Annotated in this window: 14 protein-coding genes and 1 pseudogene; 10 read left to right on the plus strand and 5 right to left on the minus strand. The window is 64.7% G+C overall.

Going from position 1 to position 15,181, the window contains the following annotated elements:
- Positions 1–105: 105 nt before the first annotated feature.
- A pseudogene (locus tag ACVWY3_RS10070) lies at positions 106–2,293 on the minus strand (transglycosylase SLT domain-containing protein).
- Between the two features lie 305 nt (positions 2,294–2,598).
- Here ACVWY3_RS10070 and ACVWY3_RS10075 point away from each other — a divergent pair.
- The 6 genes from ACVWY3_RS10075 to ACVWY3_RS10100 all read left to right on the plus strand — a co-directional run bounded on the left by ACVWY3_RS10075 (position 2,599) and on the right by ACVWY3_RS10100 (position 8,702).
- Positions 2,599–4,335, plus strand: coding sequence for an adenylate/guanylate cyclase domain-containing protein (locus ACVWY3_RS10075; RefSeq protein ID WP_456838302.1), 1,737 nt, complete (start codon positions 2,599–2,601; stop codon positions 4,333–4,335).
- A gap of 104 nt (positions 4,336–4,439) precedes the next feature.
- Complete coding sequence (locus tag ACVWY3_RS10080) at positions 4,440–4,616, plus strand: hypothetical protein (protein WP_456838303.1); 177 nt, start codon at positions 4,440–4,442, stop codon at positions 4,614–4,616.
- 152 nt (positions 4,617–4,768) lie between these two features.
- Positions 4,769–4,981, plus strand: a complete 213-nt coding sequence (locus ACVWY3_RS10085; RefSeq protein ID WP_456838304.1) for a hypothetical protein — start codon at positions 4,769–4,771, stop codon at positions 4,979–4,981.
- Between the two features lie 104 nt (positions 4,982–5,085).
- Positions 5,086–5,343 carry a hypothetical protein gene (locus ACVWY3_RS10090; protein ID WP_456838305.1) on the plus strand — a complete coding sequence of 86 codons (258 nt, stop codon included), beginning with the start codon at positions 5,086–5,088 and terminating at the stop codon, positions 5,341–5,343.
- 820 nt (positions 5,344–6,163) lie between these two features.
- Positions 6,164–7,888 (plus strand): dihydroxy-acid dehydratase, encoded by a 1,725-nt coding sequence (gene ilvD, locus ACVWY3_RS10095; RefSeq protein WP_456838306.1) that lies wholly within the window; start codon positions 6,164–6,166, stop codon positions 7,886–7,888.
- The gene (locus ACVWY3_RS10100) at positions 7,875–8,702 is read left to right on the plus strand and encodes a tetratricopeptide repeat protein (protein ID WP_456838307.1); all 828 of its coding nucleotides are present in this window, start codon (positions 7,875–7,877) and stop codon (positions 8,700–8,702) included. The genes ilvD and ACVWY3_RS10100 overlap by 14 nt, the downstream gene beginning before the upstream one ends.
- Positions 8,703–8,827: 125 nt before the next feature.
- On the opposite strand, the gene xth is transcribed toward ACVWY3_RS10100, so the two are convergent.
- The gene (gene xth / locus ACVWY3_RS10105) at positions 8,828–9,625 is read right to left on the minus strand and encodes an exodeoxyribonuclease III (RefSeq protein ID WP_456838308.1); all 798 of its coding nucleotides are present in this window, start codon (positions 9,623–9,625) and stop codon (positions 8,828–8,830) included.
- Between the two features lie 136 nt (positions 9,626–9,761).
- On the opposite strand from xth, the gene ACVWY3_RS10110 reads away from it, so the two are divergent.
- On the plus strand, positions 9,762–12,092 hold the full coding sequence (locus tag ACVWY3_RS10110) for an ATP-binding protein (RefSeq protein WP_456838309.1): 2,331 nt from the start codon (positions 9,762–9,764) through the stop codon (positions 12,090–12,092).
- 60 nt (positions 12,093–12,152) lie between these two features.
- On the opposite strand, the gene ACVWY3_RS10115 is transcribed toward ACVWY3_RS10110, so the two are convergent.
- Positions 12,153–12,950 carry a Bug family tripartite tricarboxylate transporter substrate binding protein gene (locus tag ACVWY3_RS10115; protein ID WP_456838310.1) on the minus strand — a complete coding sequence of 266 codons (798 nt, stop codon included), beginning with the start codon at positions 12,948–12,950 and terminating at the stop codon, positions 12,153–12,155.
- Between ACVWY3_RS10115 and ACVWY3_RS10120 the strand changes: the two genes are divergently transcribed.
- Positions 12,924–13,358 carry a LysR substrate-binding domain-containing protein gene (locus tag ACVWY3_RS10120; RefSeq protein WP_456838311.1) on the plus strand — a complete coding sequence of 145 codons (435 nt, stop codon included), beginning with the start codon at positions 12,924–12,926 and terminating at the stop codon, positions 13,356–13,358. The two genes, ACVWY3_RS10115 and ACVWY3_RS10120, sit on opposite strands and share 27 nt — an antisense overlap.
- On the opposite strand, the gene ACVWY3_RS10125 is transcribed toward ACVWY3_RS10120, so the two are convergent.
- Together ACVWY3_RS10125 and ACVWY3_RS10130 are read right to left on the minus strand one after the other, a co-directional pair.
- Positions 13,295–13,942, minus strand: coding sequence for a hypothetical protein (locus ACVWY3_RS10125; protein ID WP_456838312.1), 648 nt, complete (start codon positions 13,940–13,942; stop codon positions 13,295–13,297). The two genes, ACVWY3_RS10120 and ACVWY3_RS10125, sit on opposite strands and share 64 nt — an antisense overlap.
- A gap of 45 nt (positions 13,943–13,987) precedes the next feature.
- Positions 13,988–14,461: an Lrp/AsnC family transcriptional regulator gene (locus ACVWY3_RS10130; protein WP_456838313.1), complete on the minus strand. Its 474-nt coding sequence runs from the start codon at positions 14,459–14,461 to the stop codon at positions 13,988–13,990.
- A gap of 129 nt (positions 14,462–14,590) precedes the next feature.
- Between ACVWY3_RS10130 and ACVWY3_RS10135 the strand changes: the two genes are divergently transcribed.
- Positions 14,591–14,836 (plus strand): DUF6356 family protein, encoded by a 246-nt coding sequence (locus ACVWY3_RS10135; protein ID WP_456838314.1) that lies wholly within the window; start codon positions 14,591–14,593, stop codon positions 14,834–14,836.
- 155 nt (positions 14,837–14,991) lie between these two features.
- Positions 14,992–15,180: a DUF4272 domain-containing protein gene (locus ACVWY3_RS10140; protein ID WP_456843329.1), complete on the plus strand. Its 189-nt coding sequence runs from the start codon at positions 14,992–14,994 to the stop codon at positions 15,178–15,180.
- Position 15,181 lies beyond the last annotated feature (1 nt).

The following is a 15,181-nucleotide window of genomic DNA, read 5'->3' on the forward strand; positions in this document are numbered from 1 at the left end:
GACGTTTCATTCTGATCTCATCGCGGCTTAGCCGCGCGACCGCACTCGCGTGGAAGCCGCAGCAACGATAGCCTTGCGAGCGCCGTGTCCAGCCCCGGCGGCGTCCTAGGGAGCGGTTGCTGCGGCCGCCACGGGTGCGGTTGCGCCGGCCTGGTGCGTCACCACGCGCTGATCGCTCTTGCTGGCGACCACGCCGCTATCCTCGAACCTTGCGCGATACACCAGCACGTTCTCCATCACGCGCTGGACGTAGTTGCGGGTCTCTGACAGCGGAATGCGCTCGACCCAGTCGACCGGATCGACATTGGGATCCCTGGGATCACCGTGCGCCTGCACCCATTCGCGCACCCGGCCGCGGCCGGCATTGTAGCCGGCGAAGGTCATGATCTGGTTGCCGTGATATTCCGACAAAAGCGCACTGAGCTCGGCCGCGCCCATCTGCGTGTTGTAGACGGGGTCGGAGACCATCCGGTCCCAGTCATAGGTTAGGCCGAAGCGTTTTGCGGTGTCGCGTCCGGCTTCCGGCGTCACCTGCATCAGGCCGACCGCGTTGGCGGGCGACTTGTCGCGCTGATCGAACGAGCTCTCGGTGCGAGCGACCGAATAGATCACGCTGGTCTCGATCGGGGGCGCGAGCTGCTTGTGCTCGGGGATGCCGATGGTCGGGAAGGCGTAGTGGTCGAGCGCGAGCCCGCGCGCCAGCGCCGACTTGCCGACCTCCAGCATCACGCGCGCGTCGTTGCGCCGGCCGGCGAGCTCGCCGAGCGCTTCGAGCGCCGCGACGTCAGTGCTCTCCTTGGCGAAATCCTCGGCATAGTAGAACACCATGTCGCGCTCGCCGATGCCGTAGAGCATGTCGGCGGCGCGCACGCGCTCGTCGGCTGGTGGCGTGTCGGCGGAGGCCAGCACGGGCGAGGGCGCCCGCAGCTCGATGCGGTCGATGCCGAGCTTGGCGCGCGCGAGCTGGCCGTAATAGGCGGTCGGATAATGTGCCGCGGCCTGATAGCTGATGCGGGCGTCGGCGGTTGCACCCATCGCCTCGGCGGCGCGGCCGCGCCAGTAATGCGCGCGTGACAGCGCGATCGGATTGGCCGAGCCTTCGTCGATGGCCGCGAAGTGCACCATCGCCGTCCTGGGATCGTCGAGGTAGCGCAGCGCGATCCAGCCGCACATGAAGTGATAATCGATGCGGTAGACTTCCTTCTCGGGCACCGCCGCGGAGCGCACCACAGCGTAGGCGGTCTTGAACTTGCCCTGGTCGAGCAGCTTTCGCGCCAGCAGGCGCCGCTCGCGCCACCAGGCGTCGGTGTCCTGCGCCGCCATCGTGCCGGGCGCGGCGGCGAGGATTACCTCGGCTGCGTCGTCGATCCGGTCCTTTCTGGAGATGCCACTGCGCGCGGCACAGCACATAGCCGAGATCGCCGCGCGCATCGGCGGGCACGTCGTCGAGATAATCCTTGGCCTTGTTCGCCTTGCCGTTGACGGCAGCGCAGGCCTTGACGATCGCGAGCGCATCCTCGCCGAGCCGTTTTGCCGCGCGCCGCGCAGCGCCATAGTCCTTGGCGCCGAGGCGCTTGTCCATGCGCGCGCGATGATCGTCCGCGGTGAGGAGATCGCGGAACGCCTCGTAGGAATCCTCCTCGCTGCGTTCCGACAGCTCCTCACTGCGCCAGGCCTCACGCACCAGACGTGCGGCCCGATCGGCATCGCCCTCGCTCAGCAGCGCGCGGGCGAGCGCAAATTTGCCCTTGGCACTGGTCGGCCGGTCCATCGTGAACTTGTGCACGGTGGCCGCATCGCTCTTCTCCTGCCACAGCCGCGCTTCGGCGCGGCGGCGCAGCAGCGCGCTGCTCGGCCAGTCCGGATTGGCGGCGAGGAATGCGGCATAGCGCTTGAAAGCTGCCGTGCTCTCCGAATGACGCAGCATGAACCAGTCGGCGAGCTTCTGTCCGGCGGGATCCGCGATGCGGTCGCGCGCGGCGTTCGCATCGTCCGTCTTGCCCTTGCGGGTAAGGTCGATCGCGTCCTTGAGCGCGGCGAGATCGCCGGTCAGCGGCGGCGGGGCCGGCTTGTCCGCGGGCTCGTCATCCTGCTTCTTCGATTTGCGCTTGGCCTCGGCATGCTTGCCGTGCCGCGATTTGGACGTGGCGTGGCGCTGCTTGCCGGCTTTCGCCTCATGCGTCTTCTTCGGCACGGATGATTTGTGACTGCTCTTCGCCGCCACTTCGGTGGGAAGGAAGGCCATCGCGGCCACGGCAACGACACACGCGAGCGAGCGTAGGCACTGGTTCATTGGATGGTCCCCCTGCGAAACCACTACAAACCAAGGTCCGCGACGACATGCGGCTTGAGAATCAAGGACGACACCAGAACGATGTCCCGACATCGTCTCGCATTCCTCACGCTCACGCAACAATGCGGCAAAATACGGATGCAAGGGGGAACTTCGGGAACGGCGGAAATTTAACCTTCCTTAACGAATGGGCTCGCGCGGCGGTTGCGGCGGCCGGCGGCGCCATGACGGGGCGGATTGCGCGTGTTCCCGCCGCCAAATCCGCTATATTGAGTTCCATCCGTCCTTTCAGCAGCCCATCGCTCATGCCGCTTTTCAACCAGTCGATCCGGCGCAAGATCGTCGGCATCGCCCTCGGATTGATCGTCCTGATGCTGGTCACCTCGATCCTGTCGATGGTGATGTCGAGCCAGGTTGGCGTCCTCCTGGACGAGCTGACCAACCGCTACATCCCGGCCTATGGCGATCTGGCGCGCGCCAATATCCGCTCGCTGGAGCGGGCGGTGGCGCTGCGCCGCATGGTGATGATGAAGATGCAGTCGCCGACCGACGAGGAGGCCTATGCGGCGCGCCTGCGCGAGTTCGAGGAGGCCGATCGCAAGATCGAGGAGGAGGCCGAGCGCGCGCGCAAGCTGATTAACGCGATCATCGACGATACCAGGACGCCATCGGACAATGCCGCGCTGGCGCGGATCGAGACCCGCATCGAGACCGCCGTCAGCGAGCTGCGCCGCGATCAGGACGCGGACCACGCAAGGCTGCTCAAGCAGATCGAGGCACAGCAGATGGCGGAGGCGCGCACTACGCTCGAGCATATCGACGCGCTGCGCGACCAGTTCAACCAGAAGATCGATGCGATTCGCGCCGACATGCTCAAGCAGGTCTTTGCCGCGACGTCGACGGTGATCGGTCATCAGCATCAGGCGATCATCGTATCGGGCATCGTGACATTGCTCGCAGCCATTGTCGGCTTTGTCTTCGCGCTTTTGGTCTCCAGCGGCATCACGCGCCCGGTGCGGCTGCTGCTCGCCGGCACCCGCGAAGTCGAGGCCGGTCGCTTCGACAGGCCCATCACGGTCTCGACAAGGGACGAGATCGGGGAGCTCGCCGCCGCCTTCAACCGCATGGTCGAGCAGCTCCGCCAGAACGAGCGCATCCGCGAGACCTTCGGCCGCTACATCGACCCGAAGGTGGTGCAGGGGCTGATCGACCGCCCTGAGGTCGCCGTCGAGGGTCAGCGCCGGGTCATGACCGTCATGTTCTGCGACATGAGCGGCTTCACCTCGATGAGCGAGGGCATGACGCCGCGCGGTCTCGTCAAGGTGATGAACCACTATTTCACCGTCATGTCCGGTCCGATCAGGAGCAATCGCGGCGTCATCGACAAATATATCGGCGATGCCGTCATGGCCTATTGGGGCCCGCCCTTCATCGAGGAGGACGAGCCCGCGCTGCTCGCCGGCCTTGCCGCCATCGAAATGGCCGAGCAGGTGCCCGCGCTCCAAAGGCAATTGCCTGACCTGCTGGGCATCCGCGCTATGCCGGCGCCGTGCGACCTGCGGATCGGTATCGCCACCGGCGAGGTCCTGACCGGCAGCATCGGCTCCGAGCTGATGATGAGCTTCACGGTGATGGGGGACGCGGTGAACCTCGCCTCGCGGCTCGAGGCCGTCAACAAGGCTTACGGTACCCGCATCCTGATTGCGCAGGCGACCGCGGAGGCGATCGGCACGCAGCTCGAGCTGCGCGAGATCGACCGTCTCGCGGTCGTGGGCCAGACCATGCCGCAAGCGATCTTCGAGGTGATGGCACGGGCCGGTGCGCTCACCGGCGCGCAAACCAGCCTGCGCGCGCATTATGCCGAAGGCCTCGCCGCTTACCGTGCCCGCCGTTTCGACGCAGCGCGCGCCGCCCTCAACGCGGCGCTCGAAGCCATCCCCGGCGATGGTCCCTCGCGCACGCTGCTCGGCCGCATCGCGCAGCTCGAGACCGATCCCCCGGACGAGGGGTGGGACGGTGCCTGGCGGCTGGAGCAGAAATAGCGGCGCCGCCGGAATAATTGATTGTACTTCATAACGATGTTCGCCGTGACCTATTTCGCGGGCTTAGGTTTGCTGTCCCTCAGGCGTTTAATGGGGACACGCCGATGACAGAACTTCAGGACAGGCTGGAACGGTTCGAGACGCTCACCGCCGAGTGCGAGTTGATCACCAAGCTCGCCACCGACAGTGCCAAGCGCGAGTTCTATCTGAAACTCTCGGAACAGTATCGCCAGCTGGCGCTGGACACGCGGCAGGCGATCGCGACCAGGGCCGCGGCCTGACGCGGGCAGCAATCCGTTCTTAATGTTTGGCGCGCATGCTTGCCGGATGTGAGCGTCGCGGTTTGCGGTTGCTTGCAGCGGGAATGCCGGGGTGCGTTGCGATGCAGCGTTCCCTGATCACATCCTTTGCCGATCGCTCCCGGGGCAATCGCATGCGCCTTCTTGCGGTGATCATCTTCGCGTTGATGACGGCGGCCTGCAATCAGGAGCAGGACATCACCGGCTCGACGTCGGCGTGCCCGATGCGGACCTACAGCTCCTTCAATCCCCGCGACATGAACCAGTGCGTTGCCGCCTGCAAGGCGTGCGACCATGGCAACACCGTGACCTGCACCACCTCCTGCACCCTCAAAGGCGCGCACTGAGCCACCGAGCGGTGAGGCTTGCAAGCGTTGACGGTGCTGCGCCACCGGAACGATTCACATGCGTTAATCATTGAAGGGGCGGGCAGGACGCGGAGTCCTATGGAATGGGTATGCTCGATCCCGGCCGGTTCCTGGTGTCGTGCTCGCATTGCGACGCCTGGCCGATGGCGGCCAATCTGAAACGCTCGAGCTGGTCGGCGTTGCCGCGCGAAGTCCGTTTCGTGTGCCCGCGCTGCCGCCGCGAAGAGACCGCCATCGTCGCCGCGTCCGGCGAACTGACGCCGATCAAGCGCATCGAAGTTGCGCCACGCGACGTGGCCGTCGCCTGGGCGCAGGCCCAGCGCCCGCGGGGGCGGAGCTGAGCGGCAAGTCGACCGGCATTTGGCGACTCCGCGGCTCGTCGCGTGGAAACGGATGGACTGCACCGACGATGAATCGGCGATCTCTCGTGCCGCGAAACTCGTCGGCGGCCACGACGTGGAGCTCTGGCAGCTCGACCGGCCGGTCGCGACATTCGAAGCGCAGTCCGGACACATGCAGATAATCCTGGCTCGTTCAGGGCGGACGTCTCGCCCTATCAGGACGTGTTGCCCGACGGGCAAAACACCCGTGTTGGCCGTCAATCCCTCGGTGAAAATATTCGACTTTAGCGAAATTCGGATTTCTCGCAGGTATTGCCCATCCCGGCCTCATCCTTGAGGGGCTTCGCTGCGCTCTACCTCAGACGTTGTACTCCGTCATTGAGAGCGCAGCGAAGCGATCCATCATCGTAGGATGGAGATGGTGGGTGCTTTGCACCTCTGCCCGGCCTACGGCACTGACGGTGAAGGCATCGACTCAACCTGAATATGCGCGGCCATCGCGCCGAAGCTGGGAGCGCTCCTCGTGTCATAAAATCTCAAGTTGTGGATTGTCATCTTCGCGAGGTATCGAGGTAGGCGAATCCGTGTCTTCCTGGTAACGATTGTGCTATCCACGCAACACTCATGGCGGATTTAACCCTCATCGCCGCCGGTTCGCATCGGCGCCGCTTTTTGGCCACACCTGAACATGAATAAAATCGCTCTAAAGTTTGAGAGACGGCGGCGGTCCGAACAAGGCGACTGGAAATCCCAAGGTCGATTCAAATCTTGGCTCTGATTTTTCGGGTCTGAAAGGGTTGGCCGGGGAAACTGGTTTGCAATGGACGCGAAGGCCAACATCAAGCAGAGGCTGCCGAGCCGTCACGTGACGGAAGGCCCAGCGCGCGCGCCGCACCGGTCCTATTTCTATGCCATGGGTCTGACCACCGAGCAGATCCACCAGCCCTTCGTCGGCGTCGCCTCCTGCTGGAATGAAGCCGCGCCCTGCAACATCGCCCTGATGCGCCAGGCCCAGGCGGTGAAGAAGGGCGTCGCGTCGGCCGGCGGCACGCCGCGCGAATTCTGCACCATCACCGTCACCGACGGCATCGCCATGGGCCATGACGGCATGCGCTCCTCGCTGCCGTCGCGCGAATGCATCGCCGACTCCGTCGAGCTGACCGTGCGTGGCCATGCCTATGACGCCCTCGTCGGGCTCGCCGGTTGCGACAAGTCGCTGCCGGGCATGATGATGGCGATGGTCCGTCTCAACGTGCCCTCGATCTTCATCTATGGCGGCTCGATCCTGCCCGGCAATTTCCGCGGTCAGCAGGTCACCGTGCAGGACATGTTCGAGGCGGTCGGCAAGCACTCGGTCGGCGCCATGTCGGACGAGGATCTCGACGAGATCGAGCGCGTGGCGTGCCCCTCGGCAGGCGCCTGCGGCGCGCAGTTCACCGCCAACACCATGGCGACTGTCTCAGAGGCGATTGGGCTGGCACTGCCTTACTCGGCCGGTGCTCCGGCACCCTATGAGATCCGCGATGCCTTCTGCATGACCGCGGGCGAGAAGGTGATGGACCTGATCGCGGAGAACATCCGGCCGCGCGACATCGTCACCCGCAAGGCGCTGGAGAATGCCGCCGCCGTCGTCGCTGCATCGGGCGGCTCGACCAATGCTGCACTGCACCTGCCGGCGATCGCACACGAAGCCGGCATTAAGTTTGACTTATTCGACGTCGCCGAAATCTTCAAAAAGACACCTTATGTCGCGGATTTGAAGCCGGGTGGCCGTTATGTCGCCAAAGACATGTTTGAAGTAGGTGGCATACCGCTTCTGATGAAGACGCTGCTCGACAACGGATTTCTCCACGGCGACTGCATCACGGTCACCGGTCGAACGATCGCCGAAAACCTCAAAAGCGTGAAGTGGAATCCGCACCAGGACGTGGTGCACCCGGCAGACAAGCCCATCACCGTGACAGGCGGTGTGGTCGGTCTGAAGGGCAATTTGGCGCCAGAAGGTGCGATCGTGAAAGTCGCGGGAATGTCCAACCTCAAGTTTACCGGTCCGGCCAGGTGCTTCGACCGCGAGGAGGATGCTTTCGAGGCGGTCCAGAAGCGCACCTATCGCGAAGGCGAAGTCATCGTGATCCGCTACGAGGGGCCCAAGGGCGGTCCCGGCATGCGGGAAATGCTCCAGACCACCGCGGCGCTGACCGGCCAGGGCATGGGCGGCAAGATCGCGCTCATCACCGACGGCCGCTTCTCCGGCGCCACCCGCGGCTTCTGCATCGGCCATGTCGGGCCGGAGGCGGCGGTCGGCGGCCCGATCGGGTTGCTCGAGGACGGCGACATCATCGAGATCGATGCGGACGCCGGTACCCTTAACGTAAAATTGAGTGACGCTGAGCTCGCTCAGCGCAAGACCAAATGGAGCGCTCGCGCGACTAACCACACGTCGGGTGCGCTCTGGAAGTATGCTCAGCAGGTTGGACCAGCGGTCGGGGGGGCAGTAACCCATCCGGGCGGCGCGCACGAGAAACAGTGCTATGCGGACATCTAGGCGTGCCATTGTTGCGTTTGTGTTCGGGGCCGGTGCGCTGGCCGCGCCGGCGCTCGCCTTCGACGGCGCGCCGGTCAACAAGGACGCCGCCATCCCGGTCGTGACCACCTTGCCGGGTGCCGCGCCCGCGGTGCGCAGCAAGGTGCCGGCGCCGGTGACCGCTCCCCAGGAGACCAGCCTCAGCGCGCTGCAATACGCCGCCGAAGGCGGTCATCCCATCGCGCAGTGGAAGCTCGGCCGCATGTACGCCAATGGCGACGGCGTTGCCCAGGACGACGTCCGCGCCTTCGAATATTTCAGCCGGATCGCCAATGCGCATGCCGAGGACAGCCCGTCGGCGCCGCAGGCGCAGGTGGTGGCGAACGCCTTCGTCGCGCTCGGCCGCTATTATCTGAGCGGCATCCCGAACTCCAAGATCAAGCCGGACCAGGACCGGGCGCGGGAGATGTTCTCCTATGCGGCCTCCTATTTCGGCAACGCGGACGCCCAATACGATCTCGCCCGGCTGTACCTGAAGACGCCGGACGCCTCGCGCGAGGATTTCCGCTATGGCGCACGCTGGCTCGGCCTTGCCGCCCAGAAGGGCCAGCACGAGGCCCAGGCGCTGCTCGGTCAGATGCTGTTCAACGGCGACCGCCTGCCGCGGCAGGCGGCGCGCGGCCTGATGTGGCTGACCCTGGCGCGCGACAGCGCCGGCACTGATGAGACCTGGATCAAGGAAAGCTACAACCGCGCTTTCGCCAAGGCCTCCGACGACGATCGCGCCATGTGCCTGCAAATGCTGGAACAGTGGGTGCAGGGCCGCCGCGAGTAATCACATGACACTGTCATTCCGGGGTGGCTCGAAGAGCCGAACCCGGAATCTCGAGATTCTCAGGTGCGCAATTGCGCACCAGAGTTCGATGCTTCGCATCGCCCCGGAATGATGACGCTAATGAGTTACGCCGCCTCCAGATCCAGATCCGCCCAAACCGGCACGTGATCCGACGGCTTCTCCCAGCCGCGCACATAGCTGTCGATCCCGACATTGGCGAGCTTGTCGCTGGCTTGCGGCGACAGCAGGAGATGGTCGATGCGCAGGCCCTGGTTCTTCTGCCAGGCGCCGGCCTGGTAATCCCAGAACGTGTAGAGCCCGCCCTCATCGGTGACGGCGCGCAGGGCGTCGGTGAGGCCGAGGCCGAGCAGGGATTGAAAGCTCTCGCGCGTCTCGGTCTTGAACAGGGCGTCCTCAGTCCACGCCGCGGGATTGTGGACGTCGCGGGCGTGTGGAATCACGTTGAAGTCGCCTGCGAGGATCAGCGGCTCCTCAGCCTTGAGGCGCTCCTTCGAATACTCAAGAAGCCGCGACATCCATTTGAGCTTGTACGGATATTTCTCGGTCCCGACCGGATTGCCATTGGGCAGATAGAGGCAGGCGATGCGCAGGACCCCACGCTTGAGCGTCACCACGCCCTCGAGGAAGCGGGCATGCGCATCCTCGTCATCGCCGGCGAGCCCCGACTTGGTCTCGTCGAAGCGGAGTTTTGAGAGCAGGGCGACGCCGTTGAATGTCTTCTGCCCGTGCGTGACCACGTTGTAGCCGAGCGCCTCGATCTCCAGTCGCGGGAAGGCCTCGTCGACGCATTTGATCTCCTGGAGGCAGACGATGTCCGGCTGGCATTCCTGCAGCCAGGTCAGCAGCGGCTCGATGCGCTGCCGGACCGAGTTCACGTTCCAGGTGGCAACTCTGATTGGCATGTCGGCAAGGCTCCGGACCAAGGGCCATTGTTAGAACAAACTGCAAACACGCCCGTCAAGGACGCCGCAAAATCTCCCACAAAATTAACCCGGCTTAAGCAGGCCGCAGGCCATTGATACGGAAAAGGTTCCGCGGATGGGATGGCCGGATAAATCGTTGGGACGGACTGAGCCGCGCGACGGCCTCATCGGCGCGTTCCGGTATCGGCTCGGCGGTTTCGAGATCGAGGACGGCCTGACCGCCGGACTCGGTGAGCGCGAGCTGCGCCGCATCCGCGCCAAGCAGATCGATGCGGTGATGCTGGCCATGCCGGTGACGATGGCGGTCACCATGCTCAACGTTGCCATCGTGCTGATCCTGTTCTGGGGCAGGGGCTGGAACGACTTTCTCGCGACCTGGGGCATGACCCTTGCTGTCACCGCCTCGCTCGCCGTGCGTGCCTGGCGGCGCTCGCACCAGAGCCCGCCGCAGGAGGCCTCGCCGCGCGCCGCGCGGCAGATGCTACGGCAGGCGTTCTTCCTCGCCGCGGTCTGGGGCACGCTGCCGCTGGCGCTGTTCAGCCGCATCGAGCCGACCAGCCAGCTCATCCTGGCCTGCCTGATGGTCGGCATGATGTCAGGCGGCGCCTTCACGCTGTCGACCTTCCCTCGCGCTGGCCTCGTCTATCTCGCCACCATGACGGTCGCCTGTGCGGGCGCGATGCTGCTCTGCGGCAGCGGGCCGTATCTGGTGACCGCCATGTTCCTGCTGCTGTTCGCGTTCTTCATGGCGCGCAACATCGTCTCGCAGGGCAACCTGTTCCTCGGCAACCTCAAGGCCCAGCTCGAGCTCGAACAGCAGACCGAGATTATCTCGCTGCTGCTGAAGGACTTCCAGGAGAACGCCAGCGACTGGCTGTGGCAGACCGATGCCGAAGGGCATCTCGTCGACGTGCCCCAGCGCTTCGCCGACGTCGCGCAGCTGCCGCTCCCGCTCCTGAAGGGCTCGCATTTCTCCGACGTGCTCGACATGCTCTGCCCCGAGGACAAGGCCGCCGCCTACAACGTCGTCGGCCTGATGGAGCATGCCGAGCCGCTGCACGAGATGAACCTCAAGGTCGTCGCCGGCGGCGAGGCGCGGCTGTGGTCGCTGACCGCGAAGCCGGCCTATGACCGTGACGGGCAATTTTTGGGCTATCGCGGCTTCGGCCGCGACGTCACCGAGCGCTGGCGCGCCGAAAAGGCCGAGGCCGAGAGCCGCGCGAAGTCGGATTTCCTCGCAGTCATGAGTCACGAGATCCGCACGCCGATGAACGGCGTGCTCGGGCTCGCCAGCATGCTGCTGGAGACCAAGCTCGATCCGGAGCAGCGCGAGGCGGTCACCACGATCCGGGAGTCCGGGGACAACCTCCAGCGCATCCTCAACGACATCCTCGACCTCTCCAAGCTCGAGGCCGGCCGCTTCCAGTTCGAGGCGATCGATTTCGCCCCGCAGGCATTGGTCGAGACGGTCGCGACCGTCGCGCGCGCCAGCGCCACGAGCAAGGGGCTCACAGTCAAGGTCGAGCTCGATCCGAACCTGCCGCCGACATTGCGCGGCGACGTCGCGCGCATCCGCCAGGTGCTGCTCAACCTTGCTTCCAACGCAGTGAAGTTCACCGATAAAGGTGAAGTGGCGATCTCGGCGACCTGCCGGGCGCGCCGCGACCTGCTCGCCACCGTCGAATGGGCCGTAACCGACAGCGGCATCGGCATCGCACCCGAAAAGATTGGCCAGCTGTTCAGCGACTTCGCCCAGGCCGACGCCTCGATCAGTCGCCGCTTCGGCGGCACCGGGCTGGGGCTCGCGATCTCCCGGCGCATCATCGAGCAGATGGGCGGCACGATCGGCGTCACCTCGATGCCGGGCGAGGGCTCGACCTTCCGCTTCACATTGGTGCTGCCCTGGAGCCAGGCGCAGGCGTCCGACCTGGTGGCGGGCGCCGACGAGGCCGACGCGCTCAAGGCTCGCATCGCCACCCTCGACCGGCCGCTCAAGGTGTTGGTCGCCGAGGACGATGCGGTCAACCGCATGGTCGTGAGCAAGATGCTGGGGGCGTTCGATGTGGAGCTGAAGGTCGTGACCGACGGTGTTCAGGCCGTCGCGGCGGCCTCAGAGGACGATTACGACATCGTGCTGATGGACGTGCGCATGCCCGAGATGGACGGGCTCGCCGCAACCCGCGCGATCCGCGCGGAAGGAGGGCGCTTCGACACGTTGCCGATCGTCGCGCTGACCGCCAACGCCTTTCCGGACGACGTCAAGATCGGCCGCGAGGCCGGCATGTCGGACTTCCTGGCCAAACCCTTGCGCAAGCCGGCGCTGGCCGCAGCCTTGCTGCGTGCGCTGGATGGCTACGCGATGTCGGAGGGCGCACCGCTTCAGCCGGAGCTGATGCCGGCTGACGTGGAGTGGACGGACGAAGAAAGGCAGATGACAGGCGGCTGAAGCTTTCCATAAGGGCCGAGCCACCGGATCGCGCATCATGATAGCCGCCGGCTGAGCCCGTCAATTTGCCTTGATGGCGGCCTCGCGGATGACCTTGGACCATTTCTCGCTTTCGGCGCGAAACAGCTTCGCGGAGTCCTCCGGAGTGGTCCCGACCACCGTGAACCCAAGCGCTGCCATTTTTTCCTTGATGTCGGGGAGAGCCATGGCGCGAATGACCTCGCGGTTGAGCAGCGCGATAACCTCTTTGGGCGTCCCGGCCGGAACGACAAACGCGAACCACCCTTCGCCCTGAATCTCGGGGTATCCCGCTTCGGCCGTGTCCGGCACGTCGGGCAGCGCCGACGATCGCGTCTGGCTGGTGACGGCGAGGGCACGCAGTTTCCCTTCGTGGATATGCGGTACTGCGGGCGGTAACGACGTGAACGCGATCGGAGTGTGACCCGCCAAGGTCGAGCCGACCGCCTGGCCCGCGCTGTTGAAAGGGACATGCACAAGGTCGAGCCCCAGTGACAGACGAAACAGCTCGCCGATGAGATGCGGCGGCGTGCCGGTGCCGGGTGACGCGAAGCTGTATTTCGCGCCGCCCGCCTTGATAAGCGTGACCAGCTCGCTCAGATTCCTGGCCGCCAGCGAAGGATGGATCGTCACCACCGTGGGCGCACTCACCGCCACCGTCACCGGCTCAAAATCCTTGTAGGGATCGTACGGCACCTTGTCGTACATCGCCGGATGTTCGGCGGCACGACGAGAACGGTGTAACCATCGGCGATGGCCCTCGCGCCCTGACCCATCCCTATATTGCCGCCGGCGCCGCTGCTTCGCGAGCCGATGATCGCGGCATTGCCGAGTGACCACCCGCTCGCCCGGAGCGGGCGCCGCGCCGCGTCGCTTTCCCTGAGGGACTTGGCCGACGAGCCATTCATTATCTATGCGCGTCAACTCGGGCCCGCCTTCTACGAGACGACGATGGCGGCCTGCCTCAGGGCGGGATTTACTCCGCGCCTTGGTCAAGAAGCCCCGCGCATCACGTCGGCCCTCAGCCTCGTGGCAGTTGGGCTCGGTGTGTCGCTTGTGCCGGCGTGCCTGCAGAATATGACAATGAACGGCGTCGTGTACCGCAGGCTCAAAGGTCCGGTTCAGCCAAAGGCCGTGCTGATGCTCGGCTTGCGGCGGGGCGATAGTTCCCCCGTTGTTCGCAATTACGTCAGCCTCGTTCGGAAGACTGCGAAGACATTTCGCTCGCCCCTGGAAGAGACGACATAGCGTAATGTTTCCTTGGGGCATTCGCGTCGATATTGCCGGGTGCGCCGTCGCGGCCGCTGCTGAGCTACAGAGGCTTGCGCCGGCAATTTTACGCGGTGCAGCGCTAAAGTTTTCCGTAGACTCGTGCCGCGACCGCCTTCAGGCGCTCGACCGAACTGGACTCCGAATGCGGCTTGACCGGCGCGAACAGGATCGAAGCCTGCCCGCCGTTCTTCCAGACATAGATGTTGGCGCCGTTGCCGTTGCCCTGGTGCAGGAATGCTCGCCGAACGCTTCACGGCCGAGCTCGGGGATCGCCACGTACTGGCAGGGACCGGGCGTTTCATCATGCCGATGGCCGTGTCGCCCGAGGTCGCGATCACGGCAACTGTCATGGTGTTTGCCTCGCGATCGAACATCATGCAGCTGCCGGCGCCGGTTCGCTGGACCTGCAGCGTACTCTTGTCGAGGAATCCGTCTGCATCCGCGGCCGTGAGCCATTCGCAGTCGCCGAACCGCTCGCTGGTCTTGATCACATTGCCAATGGCAACGCGCGCGGCTTCGGTGACAGGTCCGAGCAGCGTGTTGTCGGCGGCCGATCGCATAGCCAGTCCATCGCGTGCACGTGGCCCCAGCCGGATGCTACGGCTTCACCCGCGCCGCTCGGGCGCATAGTCGAGCGGCAACACCGTCGTCGCCTTGATCTCCTGCATGACGAATGACGACGACACGTCCGCAAGCGTGATCCTCCCGATCAGGCGCTGGTAGAGCCTGTCATAGGCGGCAACATCCGGGATGACGGCCTGCAGCAGATAATCGACATCGCCGGTCATGCGGTAGACGCCGATGATCTCGGGAATGTCGCGCACGGCGTTCGAAAACCGCTCGAGCCAGCTCGCGCTGTGCTCGGTGGTGCGCAGCGCGATGAACGCGGTCAGGCCGACGTTGATGCGGCTTGCGTTGAGCAGGGTCACGCGGCCCTTGATAACGCCGTCATCCTCCAGCCGCTTGATGCGGCGCCAGCAGGCGTTGCGGGAAAGTCCCGCCCGCTCGCTGAGCTCGTCCAGCGACAAGGCAGCGTCATGCTGTATGAGGTTGAGGAGTTTGCAATCCGTTTCATCCATTATCCCAATAATACATCAAATCATCGTCCAGATTCAACCAACATAGGGTTGATCGTGTGATATTTGGGACATCTTCTTGGCCCGAATCCACTAGGGATTGCAGGCGAACCGCGCCTCCTGGAGCCCCGCATGCAAACCACCCTGCACCGGCTATTTCTGTCCCATCCGCAGAGCGTCGATGAATCCTACGGCGAGCATTTCCTGTTCGCGCTTGGATTTGCGGCCCGCCTGTTCGGCGCCGCATTGGTGGCGCTGGTGCACGCGGTCATTCCCTGCCTGTTCGAGACCACCGCCAGCCGCATGATCGGGCAGATGCACGAGCGCATCGCGCGTCGCGGCCACGCGCTGCAGCCCGCCGCACCGGCATCGCCGTGAGGCCGTTTCGTCGATCATGAGGCCTCACTGGCGGCGGTCCCACCCAGATGGCCGCGCCGCGGCCGATGAAGACGGGCACTATCGCTTCGCCGTGGCGCAATGATGTCGCAGTCTTGCGCGCGCTCCAAGCGGCAAGGCTGCGATAGGCATGCTCGATCTTTGTCGCTGCCGATCAGGCCGATCTGATCTACAGGTACCACTGGGCTGTTAGGAACGCCCGCATTAAAGGACAGCCGGTACCGGCAGCTCTAGATCCTGGCGTAACGGAAGAAAGACACCACGCTTTGAACTGGCTTATCGGATACAGGGAACAAGCGTGGGATCATGTCACGACTGACACCTGAC

This window comes from Bradyrhizobium sp. USDA 4486 (assembly GCF_054057995.1).

Bases quoted from the DNA above. Each gene is read 5' to 3' on its own strand.
- ACVWY3_RS10075 (WP_456838302.1), top strand. From the start codon at position 2,599: ATGCCGCTTTTCAACCAGTCGATCCGGCGCAAGATCGTCGGCATCGCC.
- ACVWY3_RS10080 (WP_456838303.1), top strand. From the start codon at position 4,440: ATGACAGAACTTCAGGACAGGCTGGAACGGTTCGAGACGCTCACCGCC.
- ACVWY3_RS10085 (WP_456838304.1), top strand. From the start codon at position 4,769: ATGCGCCTTCTTGCGGTGATCATCTTCGCGTTGATGACGGCGGCCTGC.
- ACVWY3_RS10090 (WP_456838305.1), top strand. From the start codon at position 5,086: ATGGGTATGCTCGATCCCGGCCGGTTCCTGGTGTCGTGCTCGCATTGC.
- ilvD (WP_456838306.1), top strand. From the start codon at position 6,164: ATGGACGCGAAGGCCAACATCAAGCAGAGGCTGCCGAGCCGTCACGTG.
- ACVWY3_RS10100 (WP_456838307.1), top strand. From the start codon at position 7,875: ATGCGGACATCTAGGCGTGCCATTGTTGCGTTTGTGTTCGGGGCCGGT.
- xth (WP_456838308.1), bottom strand. From the start codon at position 9,625: ATGCCAATCAGAGTTGCCACCTGGAACGTGAACTCGGTCCGGCAGCGC.
- ACVWY3_RS10110 (WP_456838309.1), top strand. From the start codon at position 9,762: ATGGGATGGCCGGATAAATCGTTGGGACGGACTGAGCCGCGCGACGGC.
- ACVWY3_RS10120 (WP_456838311.1), top strand. From the start codon at position 12,924: ATGATCGCGGCATTGCCGAGTGACCACCCGCTCGCCCGGAGCGGGCGC.
- ACVWY3_RS10125 (WP_456838312.1), bottom strand. From the start codon at position 13,942: ATGCGATCGGCCGCCGACAACACGCTGCTCGGACCTGTCACCGAAGCC.
- ACVWY3_RS10130 (WP_456838313.1), bottom strand. From the start codon at position 14,461: ATGGATGAAACGGATTGCAAACTCCTCAACCTCATACAGCATGACGCT.
- ACVWY3_RS10135 (WP_456838314.1), top strand. From the start codon at position 14,591: ATGCAAACCACCCTGCACCGGCTATTTCTGTCCCATCCGCAGAGCGTC.